The organism is Pseudomonas sp. Leaf129, from assembly GCF_001423465.1.
Lineage (GTDB): Bacteria > Pseudomonadota > Gammaproteobacteria > Pseudomonadales > Pseudomonadaceae > Aquipseudomonas > Aquipseudomonas coleopterorum.
The window spans coordinates 438,487-453,348 of sequence record NZ_LMOC01000008.1 but is presented as its reverse complement, the minus strand read 5'-3'; the positions used below and the strand labels follow the sequence as shown (position 1 = coordinate 453,348).

At 65.8% G+C, this 14,862-nt stretch carries 15 protein-coding genes; all 15 read right to left on the bottom strand.

Features of this window, described 5'->3' with window-relative positions:
- Positions 1–64: 64 nt before the first annotated feature.
- Positions 65–1,357: a 4-aminobutyrate--2-oxoglutarate transaminase gene (gene gabT, locus ASF66_RS16105; RefSeq protein WP_056844545.1), complete on the bottom strand. Its 1,293-nt coding sequence runs from the start codon at positions 1,355–1,357 to the stop codon at positions 65–67.
- A gap of 264 nt (positions 1,358–1,621) precedes the next feature.
- Positions 1,622–2,710, bottom strand: coding sequence for an ABC transporter ATP-binding protein (locus ASF66_RS16100; protein ID WP_056844544.1), 1,089 nt, complete (start codon positions 2,708–2,710; stop codon positions 1,622–1,624).
- 151 nt (positions 2,711–2,861) lie between these two features.
- Positions 2,862–4,322, bottom strand: a complete 1,461-nt coding sequence (locus ASF66_RS16095; protein WP_056844543.1) for an NAD-dependent succinate-semialdehyde dehydrogenase — start codon at positions 4,320–4,322, stop codon at positions 2,862–2,864.
- 253 nt (positions 4,323–4,575) lie between these two features.
- Positions 4,576–5,373 carry an ABC transporter permease gene (locus tag ASF66_RS16090; protein ID WP_049861594.1) on the bottom strand — a complete coding sequence of 266 codons (798 nt, stop codon included), beginning with the start codon at positions 5,371–5,373 and terminating at the stop codon, positions 4,576–4,578.
- On the bottom strand, positions 5,373–6,293 hold the full coding sequence (locus ASF66_RS16085; protein WP_049861595.1) for an ABC transporter permease: 921 nt from the start codon (positions 6,291–6,293) through the stop codon (positions 5,373–5,375). The genes ASF66_RS16090 and ASF66_RS16085 overlap by 1 nt, the downstream gene beginning before the upstream one ends.
- A 274-nt stretch (positions 6,294–6,567) precedes the next feature.
- Positions 6,568–7,620, bottom strand: coding sequence for an ABC transporter substrate-binding protein (locus tag ASF66_RS16080; RefSeq protein ID WP_082484695.1), 1,053 nt, complete (start codon positions 7,618–7,620; stop codon positions 6,568–6,570).
- Between the two features lie 225 nt (positions 7,621–7,845).
- Positions 7,846–10,122, bottom strand: a complete 2,277-nt coding sequence (gspD, locus tag ASF66_RS16075) for a type II secretion system secretin GspD (RefSeq protein ID WP_056844542.1) — start codon at positions 10,120–10,122, stop codon at positions 7,846–7,848.
- Entirely contained in the window at positions 10,119–10,634 is a 516-nt protein-coding gene (locus ASF66_RS16070; RefSeq protein ID WP_056844541.1) for a DNA utilization family protein, read from the bottom strand. The genes gspD and ASF66_RS16070 overlap by 4 nt, the downstream gene beginning before the upstream one ends.
- Positions 10,631–11,251: a type II secretion system protein GspM gene (gene gspM, locus ASF66_RS16065; protein WP_056844540.1), complete on the bottom strand. Its 621-nt coding sequence runs from the start codon at positions 11,249–11,251 to the stop codon at positions 10,631–10,633. Before gspM ends, ASF66_RS16070 begins: the two co-directional genes overlap by 4 nt.
- A complete protein-coding gene (locus ASF66_RS16060; RefSeq protein WP_056844539.1) occupies positions 11,241–12,272 on the bottom strand; it encodes a type II secretion system protein GspL in 1,032 nt (343 codons plus the stop codon). The genes gspM and ASF66_RS16060 overlap by 11 nt, the downstream gene beginning before the upstream one ends.
- Positions 12,269–12,991, bottom strand: a complete 723-nt coding sequence (locus ASF66_RS16055) for a type II secretion system protein GspK (protein WP_056844538.1) — start codon at positions 12,989–12,991, stop codon at positions 12,269–12,271. Before ASF66_RS16055 ends, ASF66_RS16060 begins: the two co-directional genes overlap by 4 nt.
- 14 nt (positions 12,992–13,005) lie before the next feature.
- A complete protein-coding gene (locus ASF66_RS16050) occupies positions 13,006–13,629 on the bottom strand; it encodes a prepilin-type N-terminal cleavage/methylation domain-containing protein (RefSeq protein WP_056844537.1) in 624 nt (207 codons plus the stop codon).
- A complete protein-coding gene (locus ASF66_RS16045; RefSeq protein WP_156463204.1) occupies positions 13,626–13,994 on the bottom strand; it encodes a prepilin-type N-terminal cleavage/methylation domain-containing protein in 369 nt (122 codons plus the stop codon). The genes ASF66_RS16050 and ASF66_RS16045 overlap by 4 nt, the downstream gene beginning before the upstream one ends.
- On the bottom strand, positions 13,991–14,428 hold the full coding sequence (locus ASF66_RS16040; protein WP_049861602.1) for a GspH/FimT family pseudopilin: 438 nt from the start codon (positions 14,426–14,428) through the stop codon (positions 13,991–13,993). Before ASF66_RS16040 ends, ASF66_RS16045 begins: the two co-directional genes overlap by 4 nt.
- A 2-nt stretch (positions 14,429–14,430) precedes the next feature.
- The gene (gene gspG / locus ASF66_RS16035; protein ID WP_056844536.1) at positions 14,431–14,856 is read right to left on the bottom strand and encodes a type II secretion system major pseudopilin GspG; all 426 of its coding nucleotides are present in this window, start codon (positions 14,854–14,856) and stop codon (positions 14,431–14,433) included.
- Positions 14,857–14,862: the final 6 nt, after the last annotated feature.

Sequence of the window (14,862 nt, the reverse complement as noted above, 5' to 3'; positions counted from 1 at the left end):
AGCTTTTCCGGCGTAGGAGCGGCCCGTGGCCGCGAAGAGCGCGCCGCCCGCCCCGCTCCCACAGTCAGGCCCCGGCTTTTGCCAATGCCTTGTCGAGCATCTGCAAGGCCTCTGCCACCTGCTCCTCGGTGGTCACCAGCGGCGCCAGGAAACGCACCACGTTGCGGTACAAACCACACTTGATCACCAGCAGCCCCGCATGGCGCGCTTCGTCGATGACGCGTTGGGTGAGGTCGACATCCGGGCTGTGCGCGGCATCGTCCTTGACCATCTCGATCGCCAGCATGAAGCCCAGGCCACGCACTTCACCAATACGCGGGTAACGTGTCTGCAATGCCAGCAGGCCCTCGCGCAATTGCACCGCGCGTTGCTCGCCCTGGGCCAGCAGGTCCTCACGTTCGAACAGGTCCAGCACCGCCAGTGCCGCCGCGCAGGCCACGGCGTTACCCCCATAGGTACCGCCCAAACCGCCTGGGGTCGGTGCGTCCATCATCTCGGCCCGACCAACCACGCCCGACAGCGGCATGCCACCGGCCAGGGACTTGGCCACGGTGACCAGATCCGGCTGGATACCGGCATGCTGGAAGCCGAACATTTTCCCCGTACGACCGAAACCGGCCTGGATCTCATCGGCGATCAGGACGATGCCATGTTGCGTGCACAGCGCGCGCAGCGCCTGGAGGAATTCGACCGGCGCGGCCAGAAAACCGCCGTCGCCCTGTACCGGCTCGATCAGGATCGCCGCCACGCGATCCGGTGCCACGTCGCTGGCGAACAGTTCGTGCAACTGCGCCAGGGCGTCCTCGCTGCTGATGCCGCGGTAGGCATTGGGGTAACTGGCGTGATAGATCTCCGCCGGGAACGGGCCGAAGTTCTGTTTGTAGGGCTGGCTCATGCCGGTCAGGGTCACGCCCAAAAGGGTGCGGCCGTGGAAGCCACCGCGGAACGAAATCACCGCCGGCCGGTTGGTATGGCTGCGGGCGATTTTGATGGCGTTTTCCACCGCTTCGGCGCCGGACGTGAACAGCACCGTTTTGTAGTGCTCATCCCCGCCGATCAGGGTATTGAGCCGTGCCGCCACGTCGATGTAGGTCTCGTAGGCCGCCACCTGGAAGCTGACATGGGACACCTTGCCCACCTGCTGACGCACCGCCTCGACCACGGCCGGATGATTGTGGCCGACGTTGAGCACGCCGATGCCGCCGACGAAATCCAGAAAGCGCTTGTTGTCCACGTCCCACAGCTCGGCGCCCTGAGCGCGCGCGGCGACTACGGGGTGGGCGGTGGCGATGCCACGGGGAACGTGTTGTTCGCGCAGGGCAAGCAGGCGTTGATTTTCGGTCAGTGCAGAATTCATCTCGATCTCCGTGAGCGCCGAGCGTGGCGGGTGATGTGATCAGGATAAGGAGTGGCGCAAATCACAAGCACCGAAGTTGCGGGTTGTGGTGGGGTGTTTGCCTGTTTTTTACGGGTGGGGCGGTAGATTCGGTTGTTTGGGTGGTGGGGTGTCAGTGCTGGCCCCTTCGCGGGCAGAGACCCGCTCCCACAGTTGTGCAGGTCTTTGTGGGAGCGGGGCGGGCGGCGAGCCCTGTGCCCGCGAAGAGGCCAGCACTGATCCACTTCAAACCCCGGCGCGGGGCACTACGATGGTGTCTTCGGGGTGCAGGCGCATCAGCATCGGCGAGCCGATCGGTGGCAGGCTCAGGTTGCCTTCGTGGTGGCTGGGCTGGCGCAGGCTGACCGTCGGACCGCCGTCGAGGTCGACGAAAACCTTCAGGCTCTCGCCCTGAAAGACGATGTCGGCGACCCGGCCGCTCAAGCGGTTCCACTCAGGCCCGGCGCTGGCGCTGTCCAGCAGCAGTTTTTCCGACTGCAGCGCCAGGAACACATCGCCCGAAGCCGGGACGGGCCGGGTGGTGCGCAGCGGCGTGGCGCCCAGGGTCAAGCCGTTGTCCGCCCCGCGTTGCAACGGCACCAGGGTGCTTTCACCGATGAAGCTGGCGACGAAGTCGTCCGAAGGGTGATCGTGCAGGCGGCGAGGGGTGTCGACCTGGACCAGTTGCCCGCCGCGCATGATGGCGATGCGGTCGCTCATGGTCAGCGCTTCACGCTGATCGTGGGTCACGTAGATCATGGTCGCGCCCAGGCGCTTGTGCAGGGCGCGCAATTCGATCTGCATGGTTTCGCGCAGCTGCTTGTCCAGGGCCGACAGCGGCTCGTCCATCAAAATCAGTTTGGGCTCGAAGACGATGGCCCGGGCCAGGGCCACGCGCTGGCGCTGGCCGCCGGAAAGCGCTGCGATCGAACGCTCTTCGTAGCCGCCCAGTTCGACCGTGGCCAGCGCCTGCTTGACTCGGTCGCGGCTCTTGCTCGCGCTTTCGCCGCGGGCGCGCAACGGGAAGGCCACGTTCTCGCCCACGGTCATGTGCGGAAACAGCGCGTAGTTCTGAAACACCACGCCGATCTCGCGCTTGTGCGGCGGCATCAGGGTGACGTTGCGCTCGCCGAACAGGATGTTGCCGGAGCTGACCCGGATGAAGCCGCCCAGGATGCTCAGCAAAGTGGTCTTGCCTGAGCCCGACGGGCCGAGCAACGACATGAACTCGCCGGCTTCGACCTTGAGGTTGACGTTGTCCAGCGCCTTGAGGCTGCCGTAGTGCTTGCTGACCTGGTTGACGCTGACCGATTCGAAACCTTCAGTGAAATTCATCTGTGGTGCTCCAAGAGATCAAGAATGTCGTTTCGGGAGGGTGTCAGTGCCGGCCTCTTCGCGGGCAGAGACCCGCTCCCACAAGACGTGCACATGACTCTGTGGGAGCGGGTCTCTGCCCGCGAATGAGGCCCGCCATGACCCCCCACCTTCAACCCAGCCCGCCGATGTGCCAGGCTTTCACTTCAAGGAATTCATCCAGGCCGTACTTGGAACCCTCGCGGCCGGTGCCCGATTGCTTCATGCCGCCGAACGGCGCCACCTCCATGGAAATGATCCCGGTGTTCAAGCCCACCATGCCGAACTCCAGGCGCTCGCCCACGCGCCAGGCGCGGCGCATGTCCTGGGTGAAGTAGTAGGCGCCCAGGCCGTAGGGGGTGGCGTTGGCCAGTGCCAGGGCTTCTTCTTCGGTATGGAAGCGGAACAGCGGCGCCACCGGGCCGAAGGTTTCCTCACCGGCCAGCAGCATGTCGGCGTTGGCGTCCAGCAACACCGTGGGCTGCACGTACAGGCCATCGTTTTGCGGCAACCCGCCGATGGCCACGGTAGCGCCTTTTTCCACCGCATCGTCGATGTGACGTGCCACCTTGGCCACCGCCGCGGCATTGATCAATGGGCCGATGGTCACGCCTTCGGCCAGACCATCGCCGACTTTCAGCTCGGCCACGGCCGCCTTCAGGCGTTCGGCGAAACGGGCATAGATGCCGTCCTGCACCAGGATACGATTGGCGCACACGCAGGTCTGCCCGGCGTTGCGGAACTTGCTCTGCATGACTCCGGCGATGGCCAGGTCCAGGTCGGCGTCGTCGAACACGATGAACGGCGCGTTGCCGCCCAGTTCCAGGCTCAAGCGCTTGATGGTCGAGGCGCACTGGCTCATCAACAGTTGGCCCACGCGGGTGGAGCCGGTGAACGACAGCTTGCGCACGGCCGGGTTGCTGGTCATTTCGCCGCCCACGCCGGCCGGCAGGCCGGTGAGCACGTTGAACACCCCGGCCGGAATGCCCGCGCGCTCGGCCAGTACCGCCAGGGCCAGGGCCGACAGCGGGGTCATCTCCGAGGGCTTGACCAGCACCGGGCAACCGGCGGCCAGGGCCGGCGCGCACTTGCGGGTGATCATGGCATTGGGGAAATTCCACGGGGTGATCGCCGCGACCACGCCGATCGGTTGCTTGAGCACCAGAATGCGGCGGTCGGCGGTGGGTGAAGGAATGGTGTCGCCGTAGATGCGCCGGGCTTCCTCGGCGAACCATTTGACGAAACTGGCGCCGTAGGCGATTTCGCCGCGCGACTCGGTCAGGGGCTTGCCCTGTTCGGCAGTCATGATCAGCGCCAGGTCTTCCTGGTTGTCCATGATCAGCTGGTACCACTTTTCCAGAAGCTTGGCGCGCTCGGCCGCCGGCACTTCGCGCCAAGTGGCGAAACAGGCCTCGGCCGCCGCGATCGCGCGTTGGGTTTCGGCGCCCTGCAGGGCCGGGACGTGGGCGATGGTGCTGCCATCGGCGGGGTTGGTCACCGCCAGGGTGGCGCCGTCATCGGCATTGATCCACTGGCCGTTGGCGTAGGCCTGCTCGACGAGCAGGGAAGGGTCACGCAGTGAGTGCTTCAACATGATCAGGGTGCCTTTGCAGTCCGAACGATGGACCTAGTGTAGAAATGTCCGCACAGTGGCCGATGCCGAGATGGGGCACGCGGCGGGGTGTGGATGCTGAATTGCGGTGGGGTGGCGGCAGGCTGTGCTGGGGTGTCAATGCTGGCCTCTTCGCGGGCAGAGCCCGCTCCCACAGAAGATCTCCATTGCATGAGCGATCCATGTGGGAGCGGGGCGGGCGACGAGCTCTCTGCCCGCGAAGAGGCCCGAACAGTCACCCCTGCTTGTTCCGCCCAGCCACCACCACCAGAATCAGCGACGCCAGGATCAGGATCGAGCTGATCGCCGCGATCGTCGGGTCGATCTCGTCGCGCAGCGCGGTGAACATGCGCTTGGTCAGGGTCTGGTTGTCGCCCCCGGAGATGAACAGCGCCACCACCGTTTCATCCAGCGAGGTAATGAACGCGAACAGGGTCGCCGAAACCACGCTGGGCTTGATCTGCGGCAGGGTCACTGCCATGAACGCGCGGAAGCGGTTCATGCCCAGGCTGCGCGCGACCATTTCCTGGGACATGTCGAAATTGCGCAGCCCGGCCAGCAGGGCGATGATCACGTAGGGCAGGGCCAGCATGATGTGCGCCAGCACCAGGCCGGTCAGCGAACTGATCAGTCCCACCCGCGCGTAGACGAAAAACACCCCCGCCGCGATCAGGATGATCGGCACCATCATGGGCAGCAGCAACACGATCTGCAGAGTGCGAATCACCTTCAGGCTCGAGTTGTTGATGGCGTAGGCCGCGGCCATGCCGATCGGCAGGCTGACCGCCGTGGTCACCACCGCGGTGATCAGGCTGACCCGCGCCGCCGACATCCACTCGGCGCTCTGGAAGAAGGCTTCATACCAGCGCAGCGACCATTCCTTGGGCGGGAACTGCAGAAAGCGCGCCTCGGAGAACGACATCGGCACCACGATCAGCACCGGCACGATCAGGTACAGCAGAATCGCCGCGACCAGCACGGTGAACAGCACGTGCGACAGGCGGAGCTGGCGCAGGTAGGCAAGCGTATTCATCAGCGTGCTCCCAGGATGCGTTCGATGGGGATGAAGCGGTTGATGCCCCAGAAGATCAGGAACACCACGAACAACAGCACCAGGCCCACCGCACTCGCGGCGCCCCAGGCGTGATAGAGCTCGACGTTGCGCTGCACCAGCATCGACACCAGGATGGTGCGGCCGCCGCCCAGCAGTTCAGGGGTGATGAAGAAGCCCAGGCAGATCACGAAGACCAGGATGGAACCGGCCATCACACCGGGCGCAGCCATCGGCAGGAACACCCGGCGAAAGGTGTAGAAGGGTTTTGCCCCCAGGCTTTCGGAGGCCTGCATCAGGTCTTGCGGGATTTTCTTCATCACCGAATACAGCGGCAGCACCATGAACGGCAGCATCACGTGCAGGGTGCCGATCACCGTGCCGGTGGTGTTGTGCATCATGTTCAACGGCTGGTCGATAATGCCCAGGTCCAGCAACGTCTGATTGACCACGCCGCGCCGTTGCAGCAACACCAGCCAGGCGTAGGAGCGCACCAGCACGCTGGTCCAGAACGGCAGGATCACGCAGATCAGAATCAGGTTGGCCCAGAAGCCATGCAGGCGCGAGGCGGCGTAGGCGATGGGAAAGCCCATGACGATGGACAACAGGGTCACGATCAGGCTGATCTTGAACGTCAGGTAGAAGGTGTCCCAGTAGATGCGTTCTTCGAAGATGCGCGCGTAGTTGGCCAACGAGAAGCCTTCTTCGGTCTGCACCGACTGGAACGCCAGCCAGCACATCGGCAGGATCAGCAGCACCACCACCATGAACAACGCCGGGGCGAGCAGCAGCAACATCGAGGTGTTCTCCCGACGCTCTTCGCGTGCCAGGGCATCGGCATTGCTTGCCGGTGGCTCACGGTGGGCGTCGGGCAGGGATTTGGCGAGATAGGCGTTGGACATGGAACGATTCCTCACGGCCGAGCGCCGGTGGACCAGCGCAAGCAGCTTGTTGTCGGTCGGTCAGGGCGACCCTCAGGGTTCAATGTACCGACAAGCCAAAGAACGAAGCGGGCTTAAACGGCCTGCGCGCAAGTGGTTTGTTTCGTATTGAGGGCGGGCGACAGCAGCAACTGCGTTGGCCCCTTCGCGGGCAGAGACCCGCTCCCACAAAAATTCTGTGGGAGCGGGGCGGGCGGCGAGCCCTCTGCCCGAGAAGAGGCCCGCCCTGGCACCGCTACTTCTTCTGCACAAAGGAGAGCCAGCGCTCTTCAGCCTTAACCCCTTCCTGGGACGCCCACCACTTGGCCGACAGCAGTGCCTGACGGGAGATGTTCTGCGGCGAAGACGGCAGCTTGGCCGCGCGCTCGGCGGGAATGGTGCCGGTCTTGAAGGCTTCCGGGTTCAGCGGGCCGTAGTCGATGATCATCGGCAACGCTGCCTGCAATTTGGCATCGATGGCCTCGTTGACGAACTTCATCGCCGCCGCCTTGTGCGGTGTGCCCTTGAGCACGCACAGCGAGTTGGTTTCCAGCACGCCCTGATTGTAGTCGAACGCCACCGGCGCACCGTCGGCCTGCACGGCCGTGATGCGGCCGTTCCAGGCCTGGATCATGTCCACTTCACCGTCGCTGATCAGCTGCGCCGATTGCCCGCCCGAGGTCCACCAGGTGGCGATGTGCGGTTTGATTTCCTCGAGTTTCTTGAAGGCGCGCTCCACGTCCAGCGGATACAGCTTGTCGGGCGCCACACCGTCGGCCATCAGGGCAATTTCGAGGGTGGGGCGCGGCAGGTTGCGCAGCGAGCGTTGTCCGGGAAACTTCTTGGTGTCCCAGAAATCCGCCCAGGTCTTGGGGACGTTTTCGCCCTTGAAGGCATCGGTGCGGTAGGCCAGCACGGTCGAATAGCTGATGTAGCCCACGGTGTAGTCGTCTTTGAGCTCCGCCGGAAGCTGCGCGGCATTGGGGATCAACGCTGGGTCGAGCTTTTCGAACAGGCCTTCGGCTTCGCCGCGCAGGCAGTCGCCGGTGGGCAGGTCGACCACGTCCCAGCTGACCTTGCCGCTTTCCACCTGAGTCTTGATGATCGGGTAGGCCTTGGGCGAACTGTCCTGTTTGAGGGTCAGGCCCAGCTTCTTGGCGGCCGGCTCCAGGATCGCCTTGCTCTGGGCTTCCTGGTAGGCGCCGCCCTGGGATACGAAGGTGATGTCCTCGGCCCAGGCCTGCCCGTAGGCGCCGACCAGCAAAGCCAGGCCGGTCAGTTTGAATGCGCGCAGCGTCATCGATGTCATGTACAGGACTCCCGAAAGTTGGCAGGTTGGAGGCGCGAGACGGTTGTCATGCGGTCGCTCTGCAGGACCTTGGGTATCCAATTTACCGGTAACGCTGTACTGCAAACGGTCACAAATTCGCGTCAGGGAAGCGTTTTATTGCAAAAACGCAGGGCCGCGCAGCACATTCTGCAGCGCGGTGGCAGCACGCCCGCCAGCCGGGCTGCCACCCGCCTGGTTGTGTTGCTACAGCGGTTTGATCAGCTGCAATTGCTGGCGGTAGTCGTCGGTCACCTGGCGTGCCTGACTGTTGCTGGTGACGACCCTGGGCGTGATCAGCACGATCAGCTCCGTGCGGTTCTTGCTCTTGCTGGTGTTGCCGAACAGCCAGCGCAAACCGGGCACCCGGCCCAGGTAGGGCACGGCTGAGACGGTATCGCTGTTGTCCTGCTTGATCAGCCCGCCGAGCAGCACCGTCTGCCCGCTCTGCACCGCGACCTGGGTGGACACCGAGCGCGTGGAAATCCGCGGATTGCCATTGCTGTCCGCACTGCCGTTGTTGTCGGCATCGCTGACCTGCTGCTGGATGTCCATGTACACCAGGCCACCGGGATTGATCCGCGGCACCACGTCGAGAATCACCCCGGTCTGGATGTATTCCACACTGCTCAAGGTGGTGTCCGAGGTGTTGGTATTGACCGTGGTCTGGCTGATTGGGATGTTGTCGCCGACCTGGATCTGCGCCTGCTGATTGTTCATCACCACCAGCGAAGGCGCCGACAGCACCTGGGTACGGCCGCTGGTTTCCAAGGCATGCAAGGCAAACTGCAGGTTACTGCTGACGAACGAGTAGAACAGCGAATCGGCGGCGCCCAGCCCGGCACCGCCGCCGCCCAGCGCGCCCTGGCTGCCTGCGGTGTTGGCCACGGTGGTGCTGCCGGAGTTGCCCGCCAGCCGGCCCAGATACCACTGCACGCCCAGGTCCAGCTCGCCGCTGAGGCTGACTTCCAGGATGCGCGTCTCGATCTGCACCTGCATCGGCGCGTTGTCCAGGCGCTTGATCGCAGCTTCGATCTCGGCCCACTGCGCCGGACGGGTGCGGATCAGCAACTGGTTGCTGCTCTTCTGCGCGGTGATGCGGGTGCTTTCATCCAGGCTCTTGGCCGTACCCGATTCGGCCCCGGCGGTGCCCCCTTCCAGACCACCTTCGTCGGTGGTTTCGTCCATGCCTTCTTCGCCGCTGTCCTCCTCGCCGTCCTGCACCTGGCTCTGCAGGTTGCCGTTGCCCATGCCCTGGCCCTGACCCATGCCGCCCATGCCGGTGGACGCAGTGCCGCCCATGCCGCCGTTGCCGTTGAGTGACGACAGCGAGCGCGTGCGCAGCCCCGGCGCCACCTTGGCGGCGCTGTCGTCCTTGATCTGGCCGTTGCCGTAGATCTGCCGCAGGTACTTGGCCAGGTCCGTGGCCTTCATGTTGCGCACGTCGTAGACGTACATCTGCGGCTCGTTGCCGCCGCCCTCGTCGATGGTGTGAATCCAGTCGCCGACTTCGCTCAGGTATTGCGGCTGCGATGAAATCGCCACCACTGAATTGGTCCGCTCGATGGGCAGGAAACGCACCATGCCTGCCAGCGGCATACCGCTGTCGGGGCCGAACATCTTCTGCAGTTCGGGCATCAGCTCGCCCACGGTGGCACGTTGCAGACCATAGACGCCGATGGACATGCCCTTGAGCCAATCCACATCGAAGGTGTCGATGGTGTCCTGGTAATTGGCCAGCTCATCCGGGGTACCCGCCAGGCTCAGCACGTTGCGCGCCGGGTCTACCAGCAGGAAGGCGTTGTCGCGGGCGAACGGCTTGAGCAGTTTCTGCATCTCGGTGGCCGAGATATAGCGCAGCGGGAACAGACGCGCCGACAGCCCGCTGGAAGGCTTGGACACGGGCATCTGCGGCACCAGCTTGCCGGCCACGGCCTGGTTCGACGGCAGGATGACGTAGCGGTCGCCCTGGCGAATCATGGCGTTGTCGGTCCAGGACAGCAGGGTCTCCAGAATCGACAGTGCCTGCTGCTTGTTCACCGGTTGTGAGGTGGAAAAGCTGACGTTGCCCTTCACACCCTGAGCAATGCTGTAGTTCTCGTGCAGCAGGTCGCCCATCACGCTGTTGATCACCGCCTCGATGGGCTGGTCGGTGAAGTTGAACACGATGTCGCCACTGGTTTGCGCGGTCCCCTTGGGCGTATTGGCCGCCGGCGCAGGGCCGCGGACGAACGTCTGATTGCCTCGTGTGATCTGACGGCGCGCTGCAGTAGTGGCCGCTGGCGTCGTCGGGCTTGCGGTGGCTGCAGGCGGATCGACCATCGCCGTGCGTTGCGAACCGGTGCCATTCAATGCTTCCTGCATCAGCGCCGGGTCGTTTTCGAAAGGCTCGGAGGTGGAGGCGCAGCCCGCAAGGGCGACGGCGGTGGCCAGGCACAGCAAGGGGCTGCGCAGACGGAAGAGCTCAGGGTAGCGATCGTTCATGGTGTGGTTACGTTTGGAAGGGTGATGGCGGGGGCCTTCGATGGCGGCGGAAGGCGTAGCACGGGAAGGCTCAGCTGTTGACTCTGGCCCTGATGCAGGAAGGTGGCGGTTTGCGGCGTGACGCTGGTCAGCGTCCAGCCGTTGTCCAGCGTGCTACCCACGGCCAGCTTGAGCGTGCGCTGGTTGGCCAGGCGCAGCAGCGCCCACTGGGCCTGACCGTCGATGATCACGCCGCTCAGGCGGATGCCGGCCAGGGAGGTGGCCTGGCTCTTGCCGGTGGCCGCATCGGGCTTGCGGTCGGGGCTGAACATCGATTGCTGCCAGGTCAGGGCCAAGGTGTTTTCAGGCAGCGCCGCCAGGCTGACGGGCTTGGCGGCGGGCGGTTGTTCATGGGGATGGCTGGCGGGCAGCCAGTCGACGGTCCGGCCGGCGCCCAGCAACAGGCTGCTGGCCACGCCGATCAGCACCGCCGCAGTCACCAGCAGGGTCAGGCCTACGCTACCCAGCTTCATGTGGCAGGCTCCTTGGCCAGGGTTACCGGCGCCGGTTGCAGATAGCCGCGCAGCAGCAGGTGTACGCGCAGACGCCCCGCGCCGCCGACCGAGGGCGCCGTGCTGGTGCGGCGAACGCTCAGGTTGTCGACGAACAGGAAGGGCTGGCCGTACTCCAGATCCCGCAACAGCCGGGTCAGGGGTTCCAGCGCGCACTCCAGGGTGAGGCTGACCTTGACCTGGCGGTACGGCTCGGCCGTGTCCTGCTCCGGGGTGATGGGCATGCGCTGGGTCACCTGGCAGCCCGGGCCTTGGTCGGCATGGGCCTTGACCAGGTCGAGGCTGCGTTGCATCAGATCAGCGGCCACGGCGCTGGGGTCGGTGCCCGGCAGCAGGCTGCTGCGGCTGGACGGGTCGCGCCGCGCGGCCTGCAGGCGCTGTTGCAGGTCATCGCGCTCGGCAAGTACGCCGGCGTAGCGTTGTTGCTGCTGGCGCAAGGTATCGGCCTGTTCTTCGATTGCGGCCAAGGGGTCCAGGAACCAGCTCTGCACCAACAGGTACCAGGCCAGCCACAGCAGCACGGCGAGGGCTATCCAGGCGGCGCCGCGGCGTTCGCGTGGCGTGAATTCACGGCGCATCGGCAGGCTCCTTGCGCAACTGGGCGCGCAGCGAAAAACGCTCCTTGGCGGTTTTTTCGTCGGGTTGGATGATGCCCTGGAATCGCGCATCGACCAGGGTCTGGCAGGCCTTGACCCGGGTGATCAAGGTGCTGGCTTTGGCGCTCTGCCCGCTGATGGACAGTGTGCCGTCTTCGGCGATTTCCAACTGCTCGATCCAGGTGTCGGCACCCAGGCAACCGGTCAGGTCCACGAGCACGCTGGTCAGGGTCGGCTTTGCGGCTTTCTGCTGCGCCAGATAGCGCGCAGCGCCCTGGGTGTTGGCCAGCTCCTGACGCAACGCCTGCACTTGCTGCACCTGCTCGCGCTGGGCGGCCACGCTGTCCTGCATGCTGGCCAGGCGGTCGCTGCGGGCGTCCAGCCACAGCAGCATGCAGGCCAGGGTCAAAGCCACGCACCCCAGCGCCAGGTAGCGGGTCAGGCGGTAATGTCCGGAGCGAGGGGGGCGGCGATCCGCCGGCAACAGGTCGACGCCCAGAGGCTGACCGGCACGGTCCAGGCCGTCCACGGCCACGAACGTCAGGCCACGGTCGCGACACTGATCCAGCATCTGCGTCAGACGCTCCTGCACGATGGCCACCAGCAACACCTGCGCCTGGGTCTTGCCCCGGCTTTGCAGGCGCGCCACGTAGTGCATGCGCTCGCGGGGGAAGGGCGTGTACTTGTCCAGTTCGAAACCCACCACGCTGTGCAGGTCGCGAATGGCTGCCAAAGGCAATTGCAGGGTCTGGGCCATCACCGTGTCGGCGGGCAGCAGCAGCACCAGGCGCTCGCCCGGAGCGCTGTCGAGAGGCTCTGACAAGGGCCAGCGAATCGAGCGCTCGCTCACCTGCGGCAGCAGCCGATCGCGCCAGCGGGCGGGCAGCGACTGGCGCAATTCGTGCAGCCATGCCCGCCACAGCCCAGGGGCGGGCGATGCGCGCCACTGGCTGTGCAAGCGTGCCTGCAGCGGCGCCAGGCGTTGTATGAGTCGTTGCTTCATTCTTGCCAGCGCAGGACCCGGTAAGGTCGTGCCCCCTCCTTCGATGGGTTGAGTAACAGGGTGACGCGCAGCGTCGTGGTGTAACCACCCGGCAGCGTCGCCTGGCTGCGGATCGTGACGATCGGCCCGGCGTCTTCGCCCACCGGCCCGCCCTGTGGCAGGTCCAGTGCGCGGCGCAGCCATGGCGCCGCCAGGCGTGGTTCGGGGCTCGGCAGGCCGCTCCACAGGGTCAGGTAGGGCGCAGCGCGCCGGTACAGCGACTGGTCCATGCCCGGTATCGCGCGCAGCTCTTCGAGCATGCGCAACGGTGCGTGGCCCTCGCCCCGGCGCTGTTCCAGCGCTCGGGCCAGCTGACGCGCCTGCTCGGCGCTGGCGCCGGCGGCCTGCAACAGCCGCGCGATCTGTTCAGCGGAACCGGCGTTGAGGTCCAGCTTGCCTTGCTCGCTGCGCAGGCTGACCGCGAGTTGCGCACCGTTGAAGCTCAAGGCGTGGGCTTGCCCGTCGGCCAGCCAGTGCCGTTGCGGATCGCGCTGCAGTTGCGCCACCACCGCCATGCCCACACCCGCTTCGGCGGCCAGCAACGCCTGGGTATGCTGGCGTTGCCACAGCGCCTGGCGGTTCTGCAGGTGCACCCAGCCCACCAGGCCGGCCAGCAGAGCGCTGAGCAATGCCAGCACCCACAGCACCAGCAGCAGTGCCACGCCGCGCTGACGACGCATCCCAGGTCGCGCCGTCACAGCGCACCGGCCTCGCCGGACAGGTCCAGACGCAGGTTCACGCTTTGCAGCGGCCAAGGCACCGGCCCTGCCAGCCGGACATCGATGCGTACCCCACGCGGCAAGCGGCTGGGCCATGGCCAGTGGTCCAGCCAGCCGGTGGGCTGGCCTTGCGGCGTCAGGCCGCGATAGCTCAACTGCAGCGCCTGCACCCGATGCAGCAACACCTGTGGCTCGCCGTGAGGTTGCAAGGCCTGCCCTTGCAACCGTGCCAGCGTGAGTTGCAAGCGCTGGCCCGCCAGTTCCAGACTGTGGCGATACACGCCGCCTCCCAGGCTGGGCGACAGCGGTGCATAGAAACGCACGTGCTGTCCGTCGCCCTCGAAAATCGCCTCGGCAGGCTGCCCTTCCAGCGCGCTCTGCCCGGCACCCGCCGCCAGCGGCAGGGCCTGCCCCAGCGCCGTGCGCAGAAAGTTCTGGCTGGCACGTACTTCGTCCAGGGCCATGCTGTAGCGCTCGGCCTTGGCCATGGCGCGGTTGGCGCCCAGGATGGCGCCTGCGATCAGACTCAGCAGCACGCCCAGCAGGCTCAATACCACCAGCACTTCGAGCAGGGTGAAACCATGGCTGCGCGCTTTCATCGATTGGCGCCACTGGCGCGGCTGCGCACCTGCAGCGTGCTGTATTCAGCCTGGCGGGCACCCTGACCGACGCGTAGATCCAGGCGCCAGACGTCTACCGGCGCCTCACCGGCGGGCAGGGTGCTGATCGCCAGCCGCCAAGGCAGGCCACTCCAGCGCCCTTCGGTGCTGCCTGCCTGCAATTGGCCCGCGCTGGCTTCGTCCAGAATCGAGCGCGCCGCCAGGCTCAGCTCATCGCTGCGCTGGGCCTGCTGCAGGGCGCGGGCGCTGTTGCCGAAAGCCAACACCAGCACCGTGCTGCACAGCGCCAGTATCAGCAGCGCCGCGAGCATTTCCAGCAGGGTGAAACCGCGCTGGCCGATCAATTGAGGCTGCGCAACTGAACGTTGCCGGTCAGCCAGTTGATGTCCACGCGCCAGCGTTTGTCATCGCGTGCCAGCAGCAGGTGCCCACCGCTGGCGCCGCCATCGGGGTAGAACTCGAAGGCCGGCCCCAGCCCGTCGGCCGTCTGCAACTGCACGTGCATGTCACCGGGCAATTGCCGGACCGGCTCGCGCGGCCCCTGGAAGCGCCCGGCGTTCAGGTCGAAGCGGGTCCGCGCCGGCTGACCGGTGACGATGGCCTGCACCCTGGCGGCCCGCAGCGACTGCACCACTTCACTCAGCGCGCGCCGCTCGCTGGCCGCGTGCAGGCCACGGCCGACGCCGAAGCCGACCAGGCCGATGGCGATGCCGATCAGCACGATCACCACCAGCAGTTCGAACAGGGTGAAGCCACGGTGGCTGCGCGGGCGGTTCATGCTTACTGCCAGTTGCCGATGTCGGCCTTGTAGCCGTCACCGCCGGGCTGGCCGTCCTGGCCGAGGAAAATCAGGTCGAAGCTGCCATGCTCGCCGGGGTAGCGGTAGGCGAAGGCGTGGCCGAACGGATCCTTGAGGTCCGACGGCTTGGCATAGGGGCCTGCCCAGCCGACGGCGTTGGCCGGCTTGCTCACCAACTGCTGCAGATTCGCCGGCGGCGAGCCGACGTCCAGGCCGTAGCTCTCGATCTTCATTCCCAGGCTGGCGAGCTGGGCCTTGCCGGCGCCGTACTTGCCCTTGTCGACATTGCCGCCGACCTGGCGCACCACGATGGTGGCGACGATGCCCAGCAGGACGATCACCGCGAGCATTTCCAACAGGGTGAAACCGCCCTGGCGGGTGCCGCGGGCAGAGTTGAATCGGGACATCGCAGT

Bases quoted from the DNA above. Each gene is read 5' to 3' on its own strand.
- ASF66_RS16100 (WP_056844544.1), bottom strand. From the start codon at position 2,710: ATGAATTTCACTGAAGGTTTCGAATCGGTCAGCGTCAACCAGGTCAGC.
- ASF66_RS16070 (WP_056844541.1), bottom strand. From the start codon at position 10,634: ATGAAGCTGGGTAGCGTAGGCCTGACCCTGCTGGTGACTGCGGCGGTG.
- gabT (WP_056844545.1), bottom strand. From the start codon at position 1,357: ATGAATTCTGCACTGACCGAAAATCAACGCCTGCTTGCCCTGCGCGAA.
- ASF66_RS16085 (WP_049861595.1), bottom strand. From the start codon at position 6,293: ATGTCCAACGCCTATCTCGCCAAATCCCTGCCCGACGCCCACCGTGAG.
- ASF66_RS16040 (WP_049861602.1), bottom strand. From the start codon at position 14,428: ATGAACCGCCCGCGCAGCCACCGTGGCTTCACCCTGTTCGAACTGCTG.
- ASF66_RS16080 (WP_082484695.1), bottom strand. From the start codon at position 7,620: ATGACATCGATGACGCTGCGCGCATTCAAACTGACCGGCCTGGCTTTG.
- ASF66_RS16050 (WP_056844537.1), bottom strand. From the start codon at position 13,629: ATGAAAGCGCGCAGCCATGGTTTCACCCTGCTCGAAGTGCTGGTGGTA.
- ASF66_RS16090 (WP_049861594.1), bottom strand. From the start codon at position 5,373: ATGAATACGCTTGCCTACCTGCGCCAGCTCCGCCTGTCGCACGTGCTG.
- ASF66_RS16060 (WP_056844539.1), bottom strand. From the start codon at position 12,272: ATGAAGCAACGACTCATACAACGCCTGGCGCCGCTGCAGGCACGCTTG.
- gspG (WP_056844536.1), bottom strand. From the start codon at position 14,856: ATGTCCCGATTCAACTCTGCCCGCGGCACCCGCCAGGGCGGTTTCACC.
- gspM (WP_056844540.1), bottom strand. From the start codon at position 11,251: ATGCGCCGTGAATTCACGCCACGCGAACGCCGCGGCGCCGCCTGGATA.
- ASF66_RS16095 (WP_056844543.1), bottom strand. From the start codon at position 4,322: ATGTTGAAGCACTCACTGCGTGACCCTTCCCTGCTCGTCGAGCAGGCC.
- ASF66_RS16055 (WP_056844538.1), bottom strand. From the start codon at position 12,991: ATGCGTCGTCAGCGCGGCGTGGCACTGCTGCTGGTGCTGTGGGTGCTG.
- gspD (WP_056844542.1), bottom strand. From the start codon at position 10,122: ATGAACGATCGCTACCCTGAGCTCTTCCGTCTGCGCAGCCCCTTGCTG.